Here is a 14587-nt window from a genome sequence, read left to right as displayed (position 1 = left end):
CACCAGAACTTCGCGGGTCGCCGCTGCCACCGAGCGAGCAGTGACTTACTCCAGTTCGCGCAATTTTGCGAACGCTTCTTCGATGCGCTCGACCGGAATGATGGTCAGGCCTTCGATCTTCTGCTTCGGCGCGTTGGCTTTCGGGATGAGGGCATGCGTGAAACCCAGTTTGGCGGCCTCGCGCAGGCGCTCCTGTCCGCGCGGCGCCGGGCGGATTTCGCCGGCCAGGCCGACTTCGCCGAAGGCAACCAGTTTCTGCGGCAGCGGGCGGTTCTTCAGCGATGACACGATGGCCAGCAGCACCGCGAGATCGCCCGCCGGCTCGCCGATCTTCACACCGCCGACCGCATTGACGAACACGTCCTGATCGGCACACACCACGCCGGCGTGCCGGTGCAGCACCGCCAGCAGCATGGCCAGCCGCGCGGCGTCCAGCCCGACGGTGAGACGGCGCGGATTGCCGTGTGCGCTGTCCACCAGCGCCTGGATTTCGACCAGCAGCGGCCGCGTACCTTCCTGCGTCACCATCACGCAAGAACCCGACACCGGCTGGCCGTGATGAGACAGGAACATCGCCGACGGATTGGACACGCCGCGCAGTCCGCGCTCGGTCATGGCGAACACACCCAGTTCGTTCACCGCGCCATACCGGTTCTTGAACGCCCGGATCAGGCGGAAGCTGGAACTGGTTTCACCTTCGAAATACAGCACCGTGTCGACGATATGCTCGAGCACGCGCGGCCCGGCCAGCGTGCCTTCCTTGGTCACGTGGCCGACCAGGATCAGGCTGTGCCCGGCCTGCTTGGCCGCCCGCGTGAGCTGTGCCGCGCACTCGCGCACCTGCGCCACCGAGCCCGGCGCCGAAGTGAGCTGTTCGGAATAGACGGTCTGGATCGAATCGACCACCACGACGCGCGGCCGGGTGTCGCTCAGTACGGCGCCGATCTTTTCCAGATTGATTTCAGCCAGCAGTTGCAGCCCGGACGGATCGAGCGCGAGGCGTTGCGCGCGCAGCGCCACCTGTTCGCCCGACTCTTCACCCGTGATGTAGAGCGTGCTGACCCGCGAAGCGAGCTGCGCCAGCGCCTGCAGCAGCAGCGTCGACTTGCCGATGCCCGGATCGCCGCCGATCAGCACCACGCCACCGGGTACCAGGCCGCCGCCCAGCACGCGGTCGAATTCTTCCAGTCCGGTCGCCAGACGCGGTTCGTCGCGCGGCCGGATGTCGGCCAGCGTCTGCACCTGCGCGGTACCGGCCAGCGAGGCGAAACGGTGTGCGCCGGTGCCCTGCTCGGCAACGGTTTCGACCAGGGTGTTCCAGCCGGAGCACCCGGGGCACTGGCCGGCCCACTTCGGGCTGGTGGCGCCGCATTCGGTGCAGGAATAGACGCTCTTTGTCTTGGCCATCGCGGCTCAGCGCACCGCGGACAGCGGCGGTGCCTTGCCGGGCTCGCTTCCGGCTTCGGACAGGTCGGCGACGCCGACCTCGACCGCCGGCACGCGCAGCGCGAGCGCGCACACCAGTTCGTAATTGACCGTACCGGCCGCGGCGGCCACTTCGTCCAGCGCCACGTGTTCGCCCCACAGTTCGACCACGCTGCCCAGCCCGGTGGCCGGCAGATCGGTCAGGTCGACCGCGATCATGTCCATCGACACCCGCCCGACCAGCCGGGAACGCACCCCGTCCACCGCCACCGGCGTGCCGCTGGGCGCATGGCGCGGGTAACCGTCTGCATAGCCGCAGGCGATCGTGCCGATGCGCATCGCGCGCTCGGCGGCAAAGATGCCGCCATAGCCGATGCGCTCGCCCGGCTGCAGGTGCTGCACCGAAATGACGCGCGCTTCGAAACGCATCACCGGCTTGAGTCCGATGTCCGCTGCGCTGGCATACGCCGTGGCAGGACTGGCGCCATAAAGCAGGATACCCGGGCGCACCCAGGTCGCATGCGTCTGCGGAAAGCGCAGCAGCGCCGCCGAATTGGCCAGCGACACCGGTCCGTCGAAACCACGCACAAGCGGTGCGAAGCGTGCCAGTTGTGCGTCGACGCCGCGTTCTCCGTCGGCGTCGGCGAAGTGGGTCATCAGTCCGATCGAGCCGGCGTGCGGCCAGGCGCGCAGCCGATCCAGCGCGGCGAGCGTGCGCTCGGGCGTGATGCCGAGCCGGTTCATGCCGGTATTCACCTTCAGGAACAGCGGAATGCGGGCATCGGCCGGCAGCGCAACCGACTCCAGCCAGTCCAGCTGTTCCATCGTGTGCACCACGACCGACAATCGGCGCGCCGCGATCTCCGGCAGGTCATGCGGGCTGAAGAAGCCCTCGAGCAGCAGGATGGGTTGCCGGATGCCGGCTTCGCGCAGCCGAACCGCGTCTTCCAGATCGAGCAGTGCGAAGCCGTCGGCCAGCGTGCTCAGCCCGCGCGCAATGCGCGTGATGCCGTGACCATAGGCGTTGGCCTTGATGACGGCCCACATTTTTGCGCCGCCGGCCAGCTCGCGGGTGCGCAGATAGTTGTGACGCAGGGCATCGAAATCGATGCGCGCATGGATCGGGCGGAACAGCGGGAAGGGAACGGTGTGGGACGGGCGCGACATGAAGAGCGAGGGATGGCGGGAAATCCGCTGAGCCTTGAATTCTACTATCCGGAGCCGGCCGGCACCCGTTTCGACTGTACCGAACAGATGCCGTGCCGGGTCTCAGCGTCCGCTCTGCCTCGCCAGACGCGCCGACGCAAACTCGCCGAACTGCTTGGCCATATAGGTGCGGAAGCGCTCCGACGGGTAGAGCAATGCCATGTGGCGTACCAACCGGGGACGCAACGGCACGGCCACCAGCAGGCCGAGGCTGATTTCGTGCCGGATGGCGGCGCGCGACAGAATGGCGTAGGCCAGCCCGCGCTCGAGCACACCCTTCACCGACGACAGCCGGTCAAGCTCGAACGCCAGCGGAAGCTTGGCGGGATCGACGCCGCCGCGTGACAGATAGTCCTCGAGCAAGGCACGGACGCTGCCCGCATCGCGGCCGGCACACGGGTGCTGCAGCAGGTGCTCCGGCGTGACCGCGTCCAGTCGGGCCAGCGGGAAATCGGGGGCACAGACGACCACCAGTTCATCTTCGGCGCACGGTTCGACCATCACCTGTGCGCCGCCGCGGCCGAGACCCTCGACGATGCCGATATCGAGCACACGCTCATCCACCATGTCCTCGATCACGCCCGGGTTGTCGACGGTGAGCCGCGGCACCACGTTCGGATGCGCGATGCGGAACTCCGCCAGCACCGGCGGCAGGTGGTACTCGGCCACCGTCGGCGTGGCACCGATCAGCAGATGGCCGCGCAGGTCACTCGCCATTTCCTGCAGTTCGTTTTCGAGCGTCGCGAACAGGTCGAGGATGCGGTCGGCGTAATCCTTCACCTTCAGACCTTCCGGCGTCAGCGTCACCCGGCCGTGCGCGCGCTCGAACAGTCGGGTGCCGAAATGTTCCTCAAGCTGCTTGATCTGGAAGGTGACTGCGGGCTGCGTCATCTGCAGCAGTTCGGCGGCGCGGGTAAAGGACATCTGGCTCGCCGCTGCGTGAAACACCTCCAGCCTTCTATCAGGCATTTTTCCCTCTTTATAAGTGACGCTCGCCCTCGTGGTTATAGACCAACTTGACGTTTGCAGGTCAACCAAAATGTAAGGTCAAGCGGCTTTTCAGGGCGGTCGATAAAGCCCTCCCGGGTGCTGCATTGCATCAGTGGAAAGCAGTGTAGCAGCGCCGTGTCACGTCATCTGGACAGTGCGGGCTTCGTGGTATAAAGGCGCACTTTTCGCGCAGGGCCGGCGTGCAGTTCCGGCACACAACGCCCGATGCCTCTCGGCTTCTACATGATCATGGCCGCGCAGTTCTTTTCTGCGCTTGCCGACAATGCCTTGCTTGTGGTCGCCATCTTCGTGCTGAAGGATGCGCTGGCACCCGACTGGCAGATCCCGCTCCTCAAGCTGTTTTTCACCATTTCGTACGTGCTTCTTGCCGCCTTCGTCGGTGCGCTCGCCGATTCGATGGCAAAGCGGCGCGTGATGCTTTTCAGCAACGGCATCAAGGTGGTGGGCTGTGCGCTGATGTTCTGGCACGTGCATCCACTGCTCGCCTATGCCGTGGTTGGTCTGGGCGCCGCATCCTACTCGCCGGCCAAGTACGGCATCCTGACCGAGTATCTGCCGCACCGTCTGCTGGTGGTCGCCAACGGCTGGATCGAAGGACTGACAGTCGGCGCGATCATTGTCGGCGTGCTGCTGGGCGGTCTGCTGATCGACCCGTCGCTGAGTGCCCGCCTGCTGGCGATCGATCTGCCCTTCGTCGATACCGGGCTCGACACCACCGTTGAAATCAGCCTGATGCTGGTCGGCCTGCTCTACGTGCTGGCCGGCATCTTCAACCTGTTCATTCCGGATACCGGCGTGCCGCTGAAGCCGCTGAACAGCAGCCCGGCCGCGTTGATCGCCGATTTCAGCCACAGTTTCAAGGGTTTGTGGCAGGACAAGCTGGGGCAGATTTCACTCGCGGTGACCACGCTTTTCTGGGGCGCCGGCGCGACGCTGCAGTTCATCGTGATCGACTGGGCTGACCGCGCACTCGGGATGGGCCTGTCTCAGGCGTCGAAACTGCAGGGCGTGGTGGCGGTGGGCATCGCCATCGGTGCGGTGATGGCGGCTCGGCGCATCACGCTGCGCGGCTCGGTACGGGTCATTCCGCTGGGCATTGCGATGGGGCTGCTGGTGCCGCTGATGATTTTCGTCACGCAGCTGTGGGTGGCGGTGCCCATCCTGATCCTGATCGGCGCCTGTGCCGGCTTCTTCGTCGTGCCGATGAATGCGTTGCTGCAGCACCGGGGCCACATGCTGATGGGCGCCGGTCACTCGATTGCGGTGCAGAACTTCAACGAAAACCTGTCCATCCTGATCATGACCGGGCTGTACGCCGCGCTGCTGGCCGCCGGCCTGTCGGTGTTCGTGGTGATGGTGATGTTCGGCCTGTTCGTCGCCGCCACCATGTTCATGGTCGGCAAATGGCACAAGGCCAACCAGCGCAAGCGCGACGACGTTTCGCTGCTCGACGACGGCTTCAGCCACTGACCGTCGCCCTGCCCCCACTTTTCGGTCCGAAGGCTCAGCGCGACGCCAGCGCGGCCCGCGCGAAACAGAGGTCTTCCCATGCCTTGGCCTTGTCCTGCGGACTGCGCAGCAGGTAGGCCGGGTGATAGGTGACGACCACCGGAATGCCAGCGCGGTCGAACAAGCGTCCGCGCGCCGCGTTGATCTTCACTTCGCCTCCAAGCAGGGTCTGCGCGGCCGGCCGGCCCAGCGCCACGATGATGCGTGGCTGGATCAGCGCGATCTGCCGTTCGAGATAGGGCTGGCAGGCGGCTATTTCGGCCGCTTCCGGTGTGCGGTTGCCCGGTGGGCGGCATTTCACCGCATTCGCGATGTACGCATTTCTCCCGCGCGCCAGACCGATGGCGGCGAGCATCGCATCGAGCAGCTTGCCGGCCTGACCTACGAAGGGCTCGCCACGCAGGTCCTCTTCGGCGCCCGGCCCCTCGCCGACGAACAGCCAGTCGGCTGCGCGGTCGCCGACGCCCGGCACCGCCATCGTGCGGCGCTCATGCAGCGGGCAGGCGCGGCAGGCGCCAATGGCGGCTTCCAGTGCATCCCAGTCCATGCCCTCGGTTACCACGCACGCAGGCGCCACGAGCGGCGAGGCGGTCGGCAACACGGCGGTCCGGGCGGGCAGGACTGCCGGCGCGGGCGCGGCCACCACGGGCGCCACGCCGGCTGCGACCGCGACAGATGCGGGCGCTTCCGCCGGCGGACTGTCCTCGGTCGCACCCGGCGCATCGCGCAGTCGCCAGACAGGCGCCAGACCCATCTCCCTCAGCATGGACGCACGCCGCTTCATCGACGCCACGCCTCATTCGATCCCGCTCGCCAGCCCTCGCCCAGTTCGGCACTCATCACGATGGCGTCCTCGCGCCCGTCGAGCGCAGGGTAATAGCGCGGGCGACGGCCGATCGGCTGAAAGGCGGCAGCGTCGTACATGGCGCGCGCCGCCACATTGGACGGACGGACTTCGAGGAACATGCGTTCGGCCCCATACAGCGCCGCCTCGCGCGCCAGATGGTCGAGCATCAGGCGGCCCAGGCCACGCCGCTGCATGGTGCCCGCGACACTCAGGTTGAGCAGATGCGCTTCGTCGAGCACGCACATCATCACCGCATAGGCCACCAGCACGCCATCCTGAAAAAGCACGCGGCAGCAGTAGCCGGCGATCAGCGAATCGGCGAAGTTCACCCGCGTCCACGGAAAGTCGTACAGCGTGCTTTCCAGTCGGGCAACCTCGTCCAGATCACTTTCACGCATCGGCGCGAAAGTGCGCTGGGCCCGATCGGCGGGCTGTACGGATGCGAAAGACATTTCCATCAGGCGCGACCGCCGGCTGCCAGACGTTCGGCGGTCGTCTGCGCCACCTTGTCGCGAACATATATCGGCGACGCCAGCGCGGCGTCGATGCCTTCGCCGGCCGCCAGACGGCGGCAGCCCAGACGGCCGATCTGCCGCGCATGCGCGGTCAGCCCGGTATCGATCGACCCCAGATCGGCGACCCATGGCAGTCCGGCAACCCCGGCAAGCGCAAATCCGCTGCCGCAGCCCTGCCATGACGCCAGCTCGCCTTCCGGTCTGCACAGGCCGGCCGGCGGGCTCACCCGTACGTTCGACACCGCTGTCACGCCATCGCCGCGCACTTCGTAACACGCGCTGTAGACCTCGCTCATGCGTGCGTCGACACAGACATACTTGAATCCGTCACCTGCCGACAGCGCCAATGCCTCGAGTGTCGGAACGGCCACCAGCCTGACGCCGCTGCCGACCGACAAACCCTGGGCCACCGACACGGCCAGCCGCAAGCCGGTGAAACTGCCCGGGCCGGCACTGAAGGCGATGCCGTCGAGCTGTGGCAGCGACAGGCCGCTTTCGCCCAGCAGTTCGGTCACCCATGGCAACACGAAGCGCGCGTGCGTACCGGGGGTACCGCCTTCGCGTACATGCACCGCGTCGTCAAGCAACAGGGCGACCGAGGCGGTTTCGGACGATGTTTCAATCGCAAGCAGCTTCATTCCGAACGGCAATTCGATGTCGAAGCGCATGATTGTAGGGTGTTCCGGCGCGTCCGGACCGCCCGACTGCTTCAAGAAAAGCGCTTTCCGAGCCGTTCATTGCGGCGTTATCGTTAACCCCGAAAGGGGCTTTTCGTCATGTTTCTGCCGACCGAAGCACTGGACAAGATGCGCGTCGTCATCGCCGACGCGAATCAGGTCGTCCGTACGTGGCTGCGCACCCAGCTGTCGCAGGCCGGCGTCAAGCACGTCGCCATGGCCGGCACGGCCGGCGACCTGCTGCGCCAGTGCGCCGCGACGACGCCGGACGTCGTGCTGTGCGACCACAACTTCGGCGAGAAGCACGACGGCCTGCGCACCCTTGAAGAGCTCCGGCTGAACAACATCCTGCCACTGTCATCGGTGTTCATCATCGTCACCGGCGAGCGCCTGCGCGCGCGCGTCGTGTCGGCAGCCGAGTTTGCCCCGGACGATTACCTGCTCAAGCCCTTCACCTCCGGTCAGCTGGCCGAACGGCTGGAGAGGGCCGTCGAAAAGAAGCTCGCACTGAAGGCGGTCTTCGTGGAAATGGCCCAGCGCAATCTGCCGGGCGTGATCCTCGAATGCGACCGCGTGGTAGAACGTGCGCCACGCTATGCACTGGACGCGCTGCGCATCCGCGCCGAGGCGCTGATCGCGCTCGGCCGACTGGATGAAGCCAGCGAAATCTACGAAGCCATCATCGCTCGCAATTCGGTGCCCTGGGCACGCATCGGCTACGCGATGGTGCTGCGCGAGCGCGGCGAGGCACGCGAGGCCGCCGAACTGGCGGCGCAGATCAGCGAGGAGTTCCCGGATTTCATGGGTGTCTATGATTTTCTCGGCGAACTGCACGAACGCAATGGCGAACTGGATGAGGCGCGTACCTATTACGAACGTGCCGATTCGATCGCGCCGGACAACCTTCGGCGACTGCGCAACCTGGGCGAAATCTGTCTGGAACTGGGCGACGTCGGACAGGCCGCAGCCGTCATGCGACGCGTTGTCGAGCGCACCGAAGGCACATCGCTGAGCTGTACCGAAGACCACCTGACGCTGATCAAGAGCCTGGTCGGGCTTGACGATGCGGATGCCGAAATCAACCAGCGCATGAAGGAAATGCGCACCATGCTGGGCGACAGCGAACGCGCGGCCGTGCTGTCCGACGTCATCGAGGCACGCCGTCTGAGTCGCAATGGCGACGAAGAAGGCGCGCGTCGTGCGATCGACCAGGCGCTCAAGACCCACGAACAACTGCGCACGCCGGACACGCTGACCACGACGGAACTGGCCGAAGCCTGTCTGCAGAACGACCGCCAGGACGCCGCCGAACAGCTGATCAGCACATTGCCCGATGCGCCCGGTGTACTGCCGAACCGGCTGAAGCGCCAGTCACAGTCGGCGCGCGATCGTGCCAGGGCCGCGGCGGCACAGCTCGAAGCCGAGCTCGCCCAAGGCCCCGACCTCGAACACATCGAAGCCGAACTGACGCGTCTGGGCACGCTGATCAAGCGGCTGGATGTGACCTGGGACGACACGCTCGCGACGGACGCGCGCAACATCCTGATCGACGCCTTCACGCTGGCACCGCGCGAGCGCAGCGTCATCGATGCGCACATCCATTACAACAGGGTGGCGCAGAAACACGGCTTCGACCGGCACAAGCCGACGGCGCGGGTCAGCAATCCGGAGTGAGCTGCAACGCCCCGGTCGATCGAGGCCGCGGGGCGGTTCGCGCGCTCATGCAGACACAGGTGCCGCGTCGGGGATGAAGCGAGCATGCGCGCCCGACCACCATGCACCCACTCCACGATTCAGCGCACCGATGTCGACCTGCGGCGTCGGGCTGCCGCGGTGGTCGAGCCGATCGAGATCAGGCTGTGCGCCGAACACGCCGCCGGTCAGCCGCCCGCCTGCGATGAAGTGCACGCCGGCGCTGCCGTGATCGGTTCCGGCGCTGAGGTTCTCCGCCGCGCGACGCCCGAATTCCGAGCGCGTCATCAGCAGCGTGTCAGGCCAGCGGCCCGACGCCTGCAACGACGCGCGCAACGCCGTCATCGTGGCGGCAAGTCGCGCCAGCAGGCGCGCATGCACCTCGGGCTGGCGTTCATGCGTATCGAAACCGTCCAGTGCAAGGTGCAGCGAATGCAGCGGCGCGCCGGACGCGATCTGTTCAAGCGCCTGCGCAAGTGAGGACGAGGCGGATGAAAACAGCTGAAAAGTTTCAATGGAATCTGCCGACGGAAAGCCAGGCAAGGCAGCCTGCATGAGTTCGGACGCGCGATGGTGCGACAGGCTGGCGTCGGTGCTGCCCACGCCATGCAGGATCGCCAGTTCGCCGGCTGACCACATCGGCATCAGCGGCCGCAGCGCCGGATGCAGCGCGTTGCGGTCATCGAGCGGCAGCCCGCTCTGCCGGTCGATGGCGATGGTCGGCCTGAGTGCGGTGTAGTGTGGATCGGAAAGAGGGATGACGGTATTGAGACCATCGTTGCCGCCGACCAGATCGATGATGATCAGAAGTCGGCCGGGCGGGGCCGCTTCGGCAGCCCCGATGCGCCCCCCTGCCAGCGGCGCTGCCGCGACGCACTGCAGGAAATGGCGTCTGTCCATGGATTGTCGGGCAGGCCTGCGGGTGTGGGTGACTAACGATCCGGCGTGTCGCGGTAGAGCTCGCGCGATGCGTCGCGGATGTCGCGCCGCAGCTGACGGCGCTCCTCAGGCGTCAGCCCGGGGCCGCGCTGGTCACCGTAGTTGGCACGGCGTGCCGCCGTCGGATCTTCGGAATCGAAGCGGCGCATCGGCGGCAACTCGCCGCTGGCGGGCATGATGCGTTCCATGTACTGGCCGCCGACGAAATCGCGTCGACCGACCGGGTCGCCGCCCGCGGCCTCGACTGTCGTCGAAACGATGACCGCCGCGCCCATACAGGAGCACAGCACGGCGCGTCGCCGTCGTACGCTGGTCAGGTCTGCACCCATCATTCGTGTTCGCTCCTTGCCGTCGCTACTGTTCAACTGCGGCACCGCCGGACGCTCGCGCCATCGGCCCGATGCGCCCCGGATTGTAGAGGTAGAGACTGGCGCGGTGAAGTGCATACTGCCGCGCCAGATGTGCCGCCTGATCCTTGCCCTGCGCCACGTCCGGCGATGCAGCACCTGCCCCATCACGCTTCAGGGTATCCGACGGCCGGGCCGGAATTGAATCAAACGGTGTCTGCGCTTCGACTTTCGCCGCACTGTCCGCCTGCACCATGGGTAACACCGCATTGGCTGCCGACGCGGCAAACGATGCGCTGCAGATACACACCCCAACCATCATTCCGAACCCTTTCATCACTGCCTCCCTGTGGCGTTTCCCGCCTTGACTGGTTGATGGTCGAAGCCTGAACACCCGCTGTTAGCCGGATGTGAGCAGACCGCCACGGTTTGTAAGCGCACGTTAACGCCGGCGGTGCCGCTTACATGCGCTCACCGGCAGATTGAATACTGCAGACCCGCTCGGGTAGCATCGCGCAATGGAAGAAAAAAAACGCAAGATCCTGATCGTCGATGACGACGCCCGCCTGCGCGCCCTGCTCGAGCGCTACCTCGGAGAACAGGGGTTCGCGGTCAAGGCCGTGGCCGACAGCGCGCAGATGGACCGTGCCCTGGCGCGCGAACTGTACGACCTCATGGTGCTCGACCTGATGCTGCCCGGTGAAGACGGACTCGCCATCTGCCGCCGGCTGCGTGCGCAGGACAACACGATTCCGGTGGTCATGCTGACCGCCAAGGGCGACGAGGTCGACCGCATCGTCGGTCTCGAAATGGGCGCCGACGACTATCTGCCCAAGCCCTTCAATCCGCGCGAGCTGGTCGCCCGCATCAACGCCGTGCTGCGCCGTCAGGCACCGAAACCGCCCCCTGGCGCGCCGGCGCTCGACGAACGCGTGGTGCATTTCGGCCAGGTCGAGGTCAATCTCGCCGCACGTACGCTGACCCGCGACGAGCAGGAGCAGGTGCTCACCACCGGCGAATTTTCACTGCTCAAGGTGCTGCTCGAATCGCCGCGCGTGCCGCTGTCGCGCGACAAGCTGATGGAACTGGCGCGCGGCCGCGAATACGATGCCTTCGATCGTTCGATCGACGTGCAGATGTCGCGCCTGCGCAAGCTGGTCGAAGACGACCCCGCCAAGCCGCGCTACCTGCAGACGGTGTGGGGCTTCGGCTATGTATTCGTACCTGACGGCACACGGCATGCCTGATCACGCCCCTGCGGCGGCCGGTCACACTTCGACCGGCTGCGCGCCGGCGCTTCACCCGTGGTAAAGCGCGCACGTCGCCGCGGCAGGTTCGCCCGTCTGACCGGTCAGGCCCTGCGCGCGCCGCTGCGCAGCTTTCCGCTGCTGCCGCGCACACTGCTTGCCCGCACCTTCCTGCTGCTGGCCGGGCTGCTGACCGCCTCGGTTCTCGCCTGGTCGGGCATCTACGCCTGGCTGGAACGCGCGCCGCGGGCACAGCAGGCAGCGCAGATCATCATCAGCGTCATCAACCTCACCCGTGCGTCGCTGGTCAGCGCCGACCCGCAGCGACGCGTCGAACTGCTGACCGAGCTGTCGATGCGTGAAGGTCTGCGCATCTACCTCGACGGCGACATTCCGGGCTTCGAGCCCATCCCCGGCGACCGTTCGCTGGCTGCCATCGAGGATGAATTACGCAAGCGGCTCGATCCGCGCACCCGCATCGTCGTGTCGCGCGGCATCCAGACCGGGCTGTTCGTCAGCTTCAGCATTTCCGACGGCGAAGGCATCGACGATTACTGGCTCATGCTGCCGCGCAACCGCATCGAGCGCCCGCTGGCGCTCGAGGTGGTCGGCTGGGGCACCGCAGCGCTGCTGCTCGCGCTCGGCGGCGCCTTCCTGATCGTGCGCCGGGTGACCCGGCCGTTGTCGGCGATGAAGCGCGCAGCCCGTGCGATCGGCCGCGGCGAGCGTCCCGCCCCGCTGCCCGAGCAGGGCGCCGAAGAACTCGCCGAGGTGGCGCACGCCTTCAACCAGATGGCCGACGATCTGGCGCGCATGGAGGACGAGCGCGCGCTCATTCTGGCCGGTATTTCGCACGACCTGCGCACACCGCTGACCCGGCTGCGGCTCGACATGGAAATGGCCGGACTCGACCCGGACACGGTGCGCGACATGAGCGCCGACATCGATGACATGGACAAGATCATCGGCCAGTTTCTCGACTTCGCCCGCATGACCACCGGCGAGGAGCCGGTCGAAGGCGATCTCGCCAGCCTTGTGCTGGAAGCCGCGCAGGCCTATACGCGGCATGGCTTTGCCGTCAGCGCCGCCCGGCTCGATCCGGTGCCGGCCATGCGCTTCCGGCCGCTCGCCATCCGCCGCTGCCTGAACAATCTGGTCGACAATGCGCTGCGTCATGCCGGTGAAGACAAGCCGGTCGAACTGTCATGCGTGATCGACGGGCCGGAGGCCTGCATCGATGTGAGCGACCGCGGCCCGGGCATACCGCCCGAGCAGATCGACCGCCTGAAGCGGCCCTTCACGCGGCTGGACAACTCGCGCACCGGCCAGAGCGGCGCCGGGCTGGGTCTTGCGATCGTCGAGCGCACCTTGCGCGCACACGGCGGACGTTTCGAACTGCTGCAGCGCGAGGGTGGCGGGCTGGTCGCCCGCCTGCGGCTGCCGCTCGCCCCACCGGCAGCGGCCAGCCGCGACAGACAGGGTCAGTGAACGCTGCCTGATTCGGCCGCTGCGGCGGCCGCACCATCGGCCGGCACTGCCGGCGCATCACCAGTGCGCTGCGCCGTACGGTCGAGCAGCACGCGCAGATGGCCGAGTGACAGCAGCTGCGCGTATACCAGACCCATCCAGCCGCGGCGGAACAGATCGACCGCCGCCGCCGCCGACAGTGATTGCAGCTTCGCTTCGTCGATCACCCACAGCCCGTCGAGGCGGAACTTGCGGCCGTCCTTCAGTTCGGCCATCGCGCTCATTTCGTTCAGCAGACCGAGCTGTTCGACCTCGCGGCAGAATTCCGCCGTGCGCTGCGCCTCGTTCTGGTAGCCCTGCACGAACGCCAGCGCGTTCTTCAGGAACGGGGTTTCCGCGCCATTCTCGTCGAACAGTCGCTCGCCCTCTTCCTTGTTGAAGCCCGGAAACTGTTCGTCCATGCACACCAGCAGCTTGTCGGGTGCCGTGTTGTCCTGCACCGCGACGAAGGGGTAGCGACGCACGAAGGCGGGCACGTAGCGTGCGTCCCACTTTCCTTCGTCGTTCAGATAGAGGTTTTCCGCGTCGCGCAGACCGAGCAGCGCCACCGGTACCAGCCCCCCCGGCAGCCGTGCGAACACGATCGGATACTCGCGCGCCACGTCGCCGAATTCGACCAGCGCCAGCGGCACGCAGTTGGTGCTCGCGGCGAAACGCAGGTTGTCCTGCGGCTTCAGGTGCAGATCGCGGTGGGTGTCGCGGTTCAGAACGACCACACTGTCGTAGAAAAGCAGCGTTTTCATTGAAATCCTTCCGGTGGATGGGGGGGCGCCGGGCCAGATTCTATGCCGCCCGCTCTGCTCGCCGCGCGAAAAACGACCGCGCGATGCCCAAAGACCGACGGGCCGGGGCGATATAAAATCACGCTCTCCGGCAGACACCGCTAGCAACGCGAACACGCTCACCACCCCATGACACAGAACCACTCCGCCAGCACCACCTTCTACGACCACATCGGCGGCGCCCCCGCCGTGCGCACGCTGGTCGATCGCTTCTACGAGCTGATGGACACGCTGCCCGAGGCCTACGGCATCCGCAAGCTGCACCCGGCCGACCTGTCCGGCTCGGCCGAAAAGCTCTACATGTACCTGTCCGGCTGGCTCGGCGGCCCGCAACTGTACGTCGAAGCCTATGGCCACCCGCGCCTGCGCGCGCGTCACCTACCGTTCACCATCGGCGAAGCGGAACGCGACCAGTGGCTCATGTGCATGCGCATGGCGATGGAAGAAGTGCTGCCGCCGGACGACTCCAACGCCCAGTTGTACGGCGCGCTGGCTGACCTCGCGGACCACATGCGGAACATGGCGGGGTGAGCGGCCGTGGCGGCGCGCAGCTTTTCCACCTGCGCTCGAAGCACTACGCGCACACTGGCGTGATGATCACGACCAATCAGCAGTTCGCCGTGTGGGACAGCGTGTCCGGCCACGCCAAGATGGCCACCACAATGCTTGACCGGCCCACGCATCACTGCCACATCGTTGAGACCGGTGACGAGTCCAGGCGCTTCAAGACGAGCACGGCCCGAGTCTCAAGGAGACAAACCACACGGTGCCGAATCCACCCAACACCGCGTGTAGCTATACTATATGAATAAACTGGCGGGTCAGCGCTGGATGCCCCCCGGTCAGATTCAAGTGGAAATCAA

At 66.3% G+C, this 14587-nt stretch carries 16 protein-coding genes; 6 read left to right on the top strand and 10 right to left on the bottom strand.

Translation table 11 applies throughout. From position 1 onward, the window contains the following. Nucleotides 1–45 precede the first annotated feature (45 nt). The 3 genes from radA to NMQ16_RS13400 all read right to left on the bottom strand — a co-directional run bounded on the left by radA (nucleotide 46) and on the right by NMQ16_RS13400 (nucleotide 3600). Entirely contained in the window at nucleotides 46–1407 is a 1362-nt protein-coding gene (gene radA, locus NMQ16_RS13410) for a DNA repair protein RadA (protein WP_257081271.1), read from the bottom strand. Nucleotides 1408–1413: 6 nt separating this feature from the next. Further along, nucleotides 1414–2592 (bottom strand): alanine racemase, encoded by a 1179-nt coding sequence (gene alr, locus NMQ16_RS13405; RefSeq protein WP_257081270.1) that lies wholly within the window; start codon nucleotides 2590–2592, stop codon nucleotides 1414–1416. Between the two features lie 102 nt (nucleotides 2593–2694). After that, complete coding sequence (locus tag NMQ16_RS13400; RefSeq protein WP_257081269.1) at nucleotides 2695–3600, bottom strand: LysR family transcriptional regulator; 906 nt, start codon at nucleotides 3598–3600, stop codon at nucleotides 2695–2697. Nucleotides 3601–3846: 246 nt separating this feature from the next. Between NMQ16_RS13400 and lplT the strand changes: the two genes are divergently transcribed. Beyond that, nucleotides 3847–5112, top strand: coding sequence for a lysophospholipid transporter LplT (gene lplT / locus NMQ16_RS13395; RefSeq protein ID WP_257081267.1), 1266 nt, complete (start codon nucleotides 3847–3849; stop codon nucleotides 5110–5112). 34 nt (nucleotides 5113–5146) lie between these two features. Here the strand turns inward: lplT and NMQ16_RS13390 are convergent, their stop codons facing one another. From NMQ16_RS13390 to tsaB, 3 genes are read right to left on the bottom strand one after another with little or no spacing between them, the layout of a single operon-like run. Next, nucleotides 5147–5917 carry a uracil-DNA glycosylase family protein gene (locus tag NMQ16_RS13390; RefSeq protein WP_373566789.1) on the bottom strand — a complete coding sequence of 257 codons (771 nt, stop codon included), beginning with the start codon at nucleotides 5915–5917 and terminating at the stop codon, nucleotides 5147–5149. Nucleotides 5918–5931: 14 nt separating this feature from the next. Then, the gene (gene rimI, locus NMQ16_RS13385; protein ID WP_257081265.1) at nucleotides 5932–6396 is read right to left on the bottom strand and encodes a ribosomal protein S18-alanine N-acetyltransferase; all 465 of its coding nucleotides are present in this window, start codon (nucleotides 6394–6396) and stop codon (nucleotides 5932–5934) included. Between the two features lie 59 nt (nucleotides 6397–6455). Then, a complete protein-coding gene (gene tsaB / locus NMQ16_RS13380) occupies nucleotides 6456–7181 on the bottom strand; it encodes a tRNA (adenosine(37)-N6)-threonylcarbamoyltransferase complex dimerization subunit type 1 TsaB (RefSeq protein WP_257081264.1) in 726 nt (241 codons plus the stop codon). A gap of 108 nt (nucleotides 7182–7289) precedes the next feature. Between tsaB and NMQ16_RS13375 the strand changes: the two genes are divergently transcribed. Beyond that, nucleotides 7290–8864 (top strand): tetratricopeptide repeat protein, encoded by a 1575-nt coding sequence (locus NMQ16_RS13375; protein WP_257081263.1) that lies wholly within the window; start codon nucleotides 7290–7292, stop codon nucleotides 8862–8864. A gap of 45 nt (nucleotides 8865–8909) precedes the next feature. On the opposite strand, the gene NMQ16_RS13370 is transcribed toward NMQ16_RS13375, so the two are convergent. The 3 genes from NMQ16_RS13370 to NMQ16_RS13360 are packed head-to-tail and all read right to left on the bottom strand — an operon-like array spanning nucleotide 8910 to nucleotide 10505. Further along, nucleotides 8910–9782 carry a DUF1501 domain-containing protein gene (locus NMQ16_RS13370; protein ID WP_257081262.1) on the bottom strand — a complete coding sequence of 291 codons (873 nt, stop codon included), beginning with the start codon at nucleotides 9780–9782 and terminating at the stop codon, nucleotides 8910–8912. 32 nt (nucleotides 9783–9814) lie between these two features. After that, nucleotides 9815–10153, bottom strand: coding sequence for a hypothetical protein (locus NMQ16_RS13365; RefSeq protein ID WP_257081261.1), 339 nt, complete (start codon nucleotides 10151–10153; stop codon nucleotides 9815–9817). A 22-nt stretch (nucleotides 10154–10175) separates the two neighbouring features. Then, nucleotides 10176–10505 carry a hypothetical protein gene (locus tag NMQ16_RS13360; protein WP_257081260.1) on the bottom strand — a complete coding sequence of 110 codons (330 nt, stop codon included), beginning with the start codon at nucleotides 10503–10505 and terminating at the stop codon, nucleotides 10176–10178. 181 nt (nucleotides 10506–10686) lie between these two features. Between NMQ16_RS13360 and ompR the strand changes: the two genes are divergently transcribed. Together ompR and NMQ16_RS13350 are read left to right on the top strand one after the other, a co-directional pair. Continuing rightward, nucleotides 10687–11415: a two-component system response regulator OmpR gene (ompR, locus tag NMQ16_RS13355; RefSeq protein WP_257081259.1), complete on the top strand. Its 729-nt coding sequence runs from the start codon at nucleotides 10687–10689 to the stop codon at nucleotides 11413–11415. A gap of 57 nt (nucleotides 11416–11472) precedes the next feature. Further along, a complete protein-coding gene (locus tag NMQ16_RS13350; RefSeq protein WP_257081253.1) occupies nucleotides 11473–12903 on the top strand; it encodes an ATP-binding protein in 1431 nt (476 codons plus the stop codon). Here the strand turns inward: NMQ16_RS13350 and NMQ16_RS13345 are convergent. Next, the gene (locus NMQ16_RS13345; RefSeq protein ID WP_257081251.1) at nucleotides 12897–13685 is read right to left on the bottom strand and encodes a SapC family protein; all 789 of its coding nucleotides are present in this window, start codon (nucleotides 13683–13685) and stop codon (nucleotides 12897–12899) included. The genes NMQ16_RS13350 and NMQ16_RS13345 overlap by 7 nt on opposite strands. Before the next feature lie 168 nt (nucleotides 13686–13853). Between NMQ16_RS13345 and NMQ16_RS13340 the strand changes: the two genes are divergently transcribed. Both NMQ16_RS13340 and NMQ16_RS13335 read left to right on the top strand, forming a co-directional pair. Further along, nucleotides 13854–14255: a group II truncated hemoglobin gene (locus tag NMQ16_RS13340; protein ID WP_257081250.1), complete on the top strand. Its 402-nt coding sequence runs from the start codon at nucleotides 13854–13856 to the stop codon at nucleotides 14253–14255. After that, nucleotides 14252–14536, top strand: a complete 285-nt coding sequence (locus NMQ16_RS13335; protein ID WP_373566788.1) for an ATP-binding protein — start codon at nucleotides 14252–14254, stop codon at nucleotides 14534–14536. The genes NMQ16_RS13340 and NMQ16_RS13335 overlap by 4 nt, the downstream gene beginning before the upstream one ends. Nucleotides 14537–14587 lie beyond the last annotated feature (51 nt).

The organism is Methyloversatilis sp. XJ19-49, assembly GCF_024580145.1.
In the GTDB taxonomy this organism is placed as follows: Bacteria; Pseudomonadota; Gammaproteobacteria; order Burkholderiales; family Rhodocyclaceae; genus Methyloversatilis.
This window is presented reverse-complemented; position numbering and strand designations above follow the sequence as displayed.

Bases quoted from the DNA above. Each gene is read 5' to 3' on its own strand.
- radA (WP_257081271.1), bottom strand. From the start codon at position 1,407: ATGGCCAAGACAAAGAGCGTCTATTCCTGCACCGAATGCGGCGCCACC.
- alr (WP_257081270.1), bottom strand. From the start codon at position 2,592: ATGTCGCGCCCGTCCCACACCGTTCCCTTCCCGCTGTTCCGCCCGATC.
- NMQ16_RS13400 (WP_257081269.1), bottom strand. From the start codon at position 3,600: ATGCCTGATAGAAGGCTGGAGGTGTTTCACGCAGCGGCGAGCCAGATG.
- lplT (WP_257081267.1), top strand. From the start codon at position 3,847: ATGCCTCTCGGCTTCTACATGATCATGGCCGCGCAGTTCTTTTCTGCG.
- NMQ16_RS13390 (WP_373566789.1), bottom strand. From the start codon at position 5,917: ATGCTGAGGGAGATGGGTCTGGCGCCTGTCTGGCGACTGCGCGATGCG.
- rimI (WP_257081265.1), bottom strand. From the start codon at position 6,396: ATGCGTGAAAGTGATCTGGACGAGGTTGCCCGACTGGAAAGCACGCTG.
- tsaB (WP_257081264.1), bottom strand. From the start codon at position 7,181: ATGCGCTTCGACATCGAATTGCCGTTCGGAATGAAGCTGCTTGCGATT.
- NMQ16_RS13375 (WP_257081263.1), top strand. From the start codon at position 7,290: ATGTTTCTGCCGACCGAAGCACTGGACAAGATGCGCGTCGTCATCGCC.
- NMQ16_RS13370 (WP_257081262.1), bottom strand. From the start codon at position 9,782: ATGGACAGACGCCATTTCCTGCAGTGCGTCGCGGCAGCGCCGCTGGCA.
- NMQ16_RS13365 (WP_257081261.1), bottom strand. From the start codon at position 10,153: ATGATGGGTGCAGACCTGACCAGCGTACGACGGCGACGCGCCGTGCTG.
- NMQ16_RS13360 (WP_257081260.1), bottom strand. From the start codon at position 10,505: ATGAAAGGGTTCGGAATGATGGTTGGGGTGTGTATCTGCAGCGCATCG.
- ompR (WP_257081259.1), top strand. From the start codon at position 10,687: ATGGAAGAAAAAAAACGCAAGATCCTGATCGTCGATGACGACGCCCGC.
- NMQ16_RS13345 (WP_257081251.1), bottom strand. From the start codon at position 13,685: ATGAAAACGCTGCTTTTCTACGACAGTGTGGTCGTTCTGAACCGCGAC.
- NMQ16_RS13340 (WP_257081250.1), top strand. From the start codon at position 13,854: ATGACACAGAACCACTCCGCCAGCACCACCTTCTACGACCACATCGGC.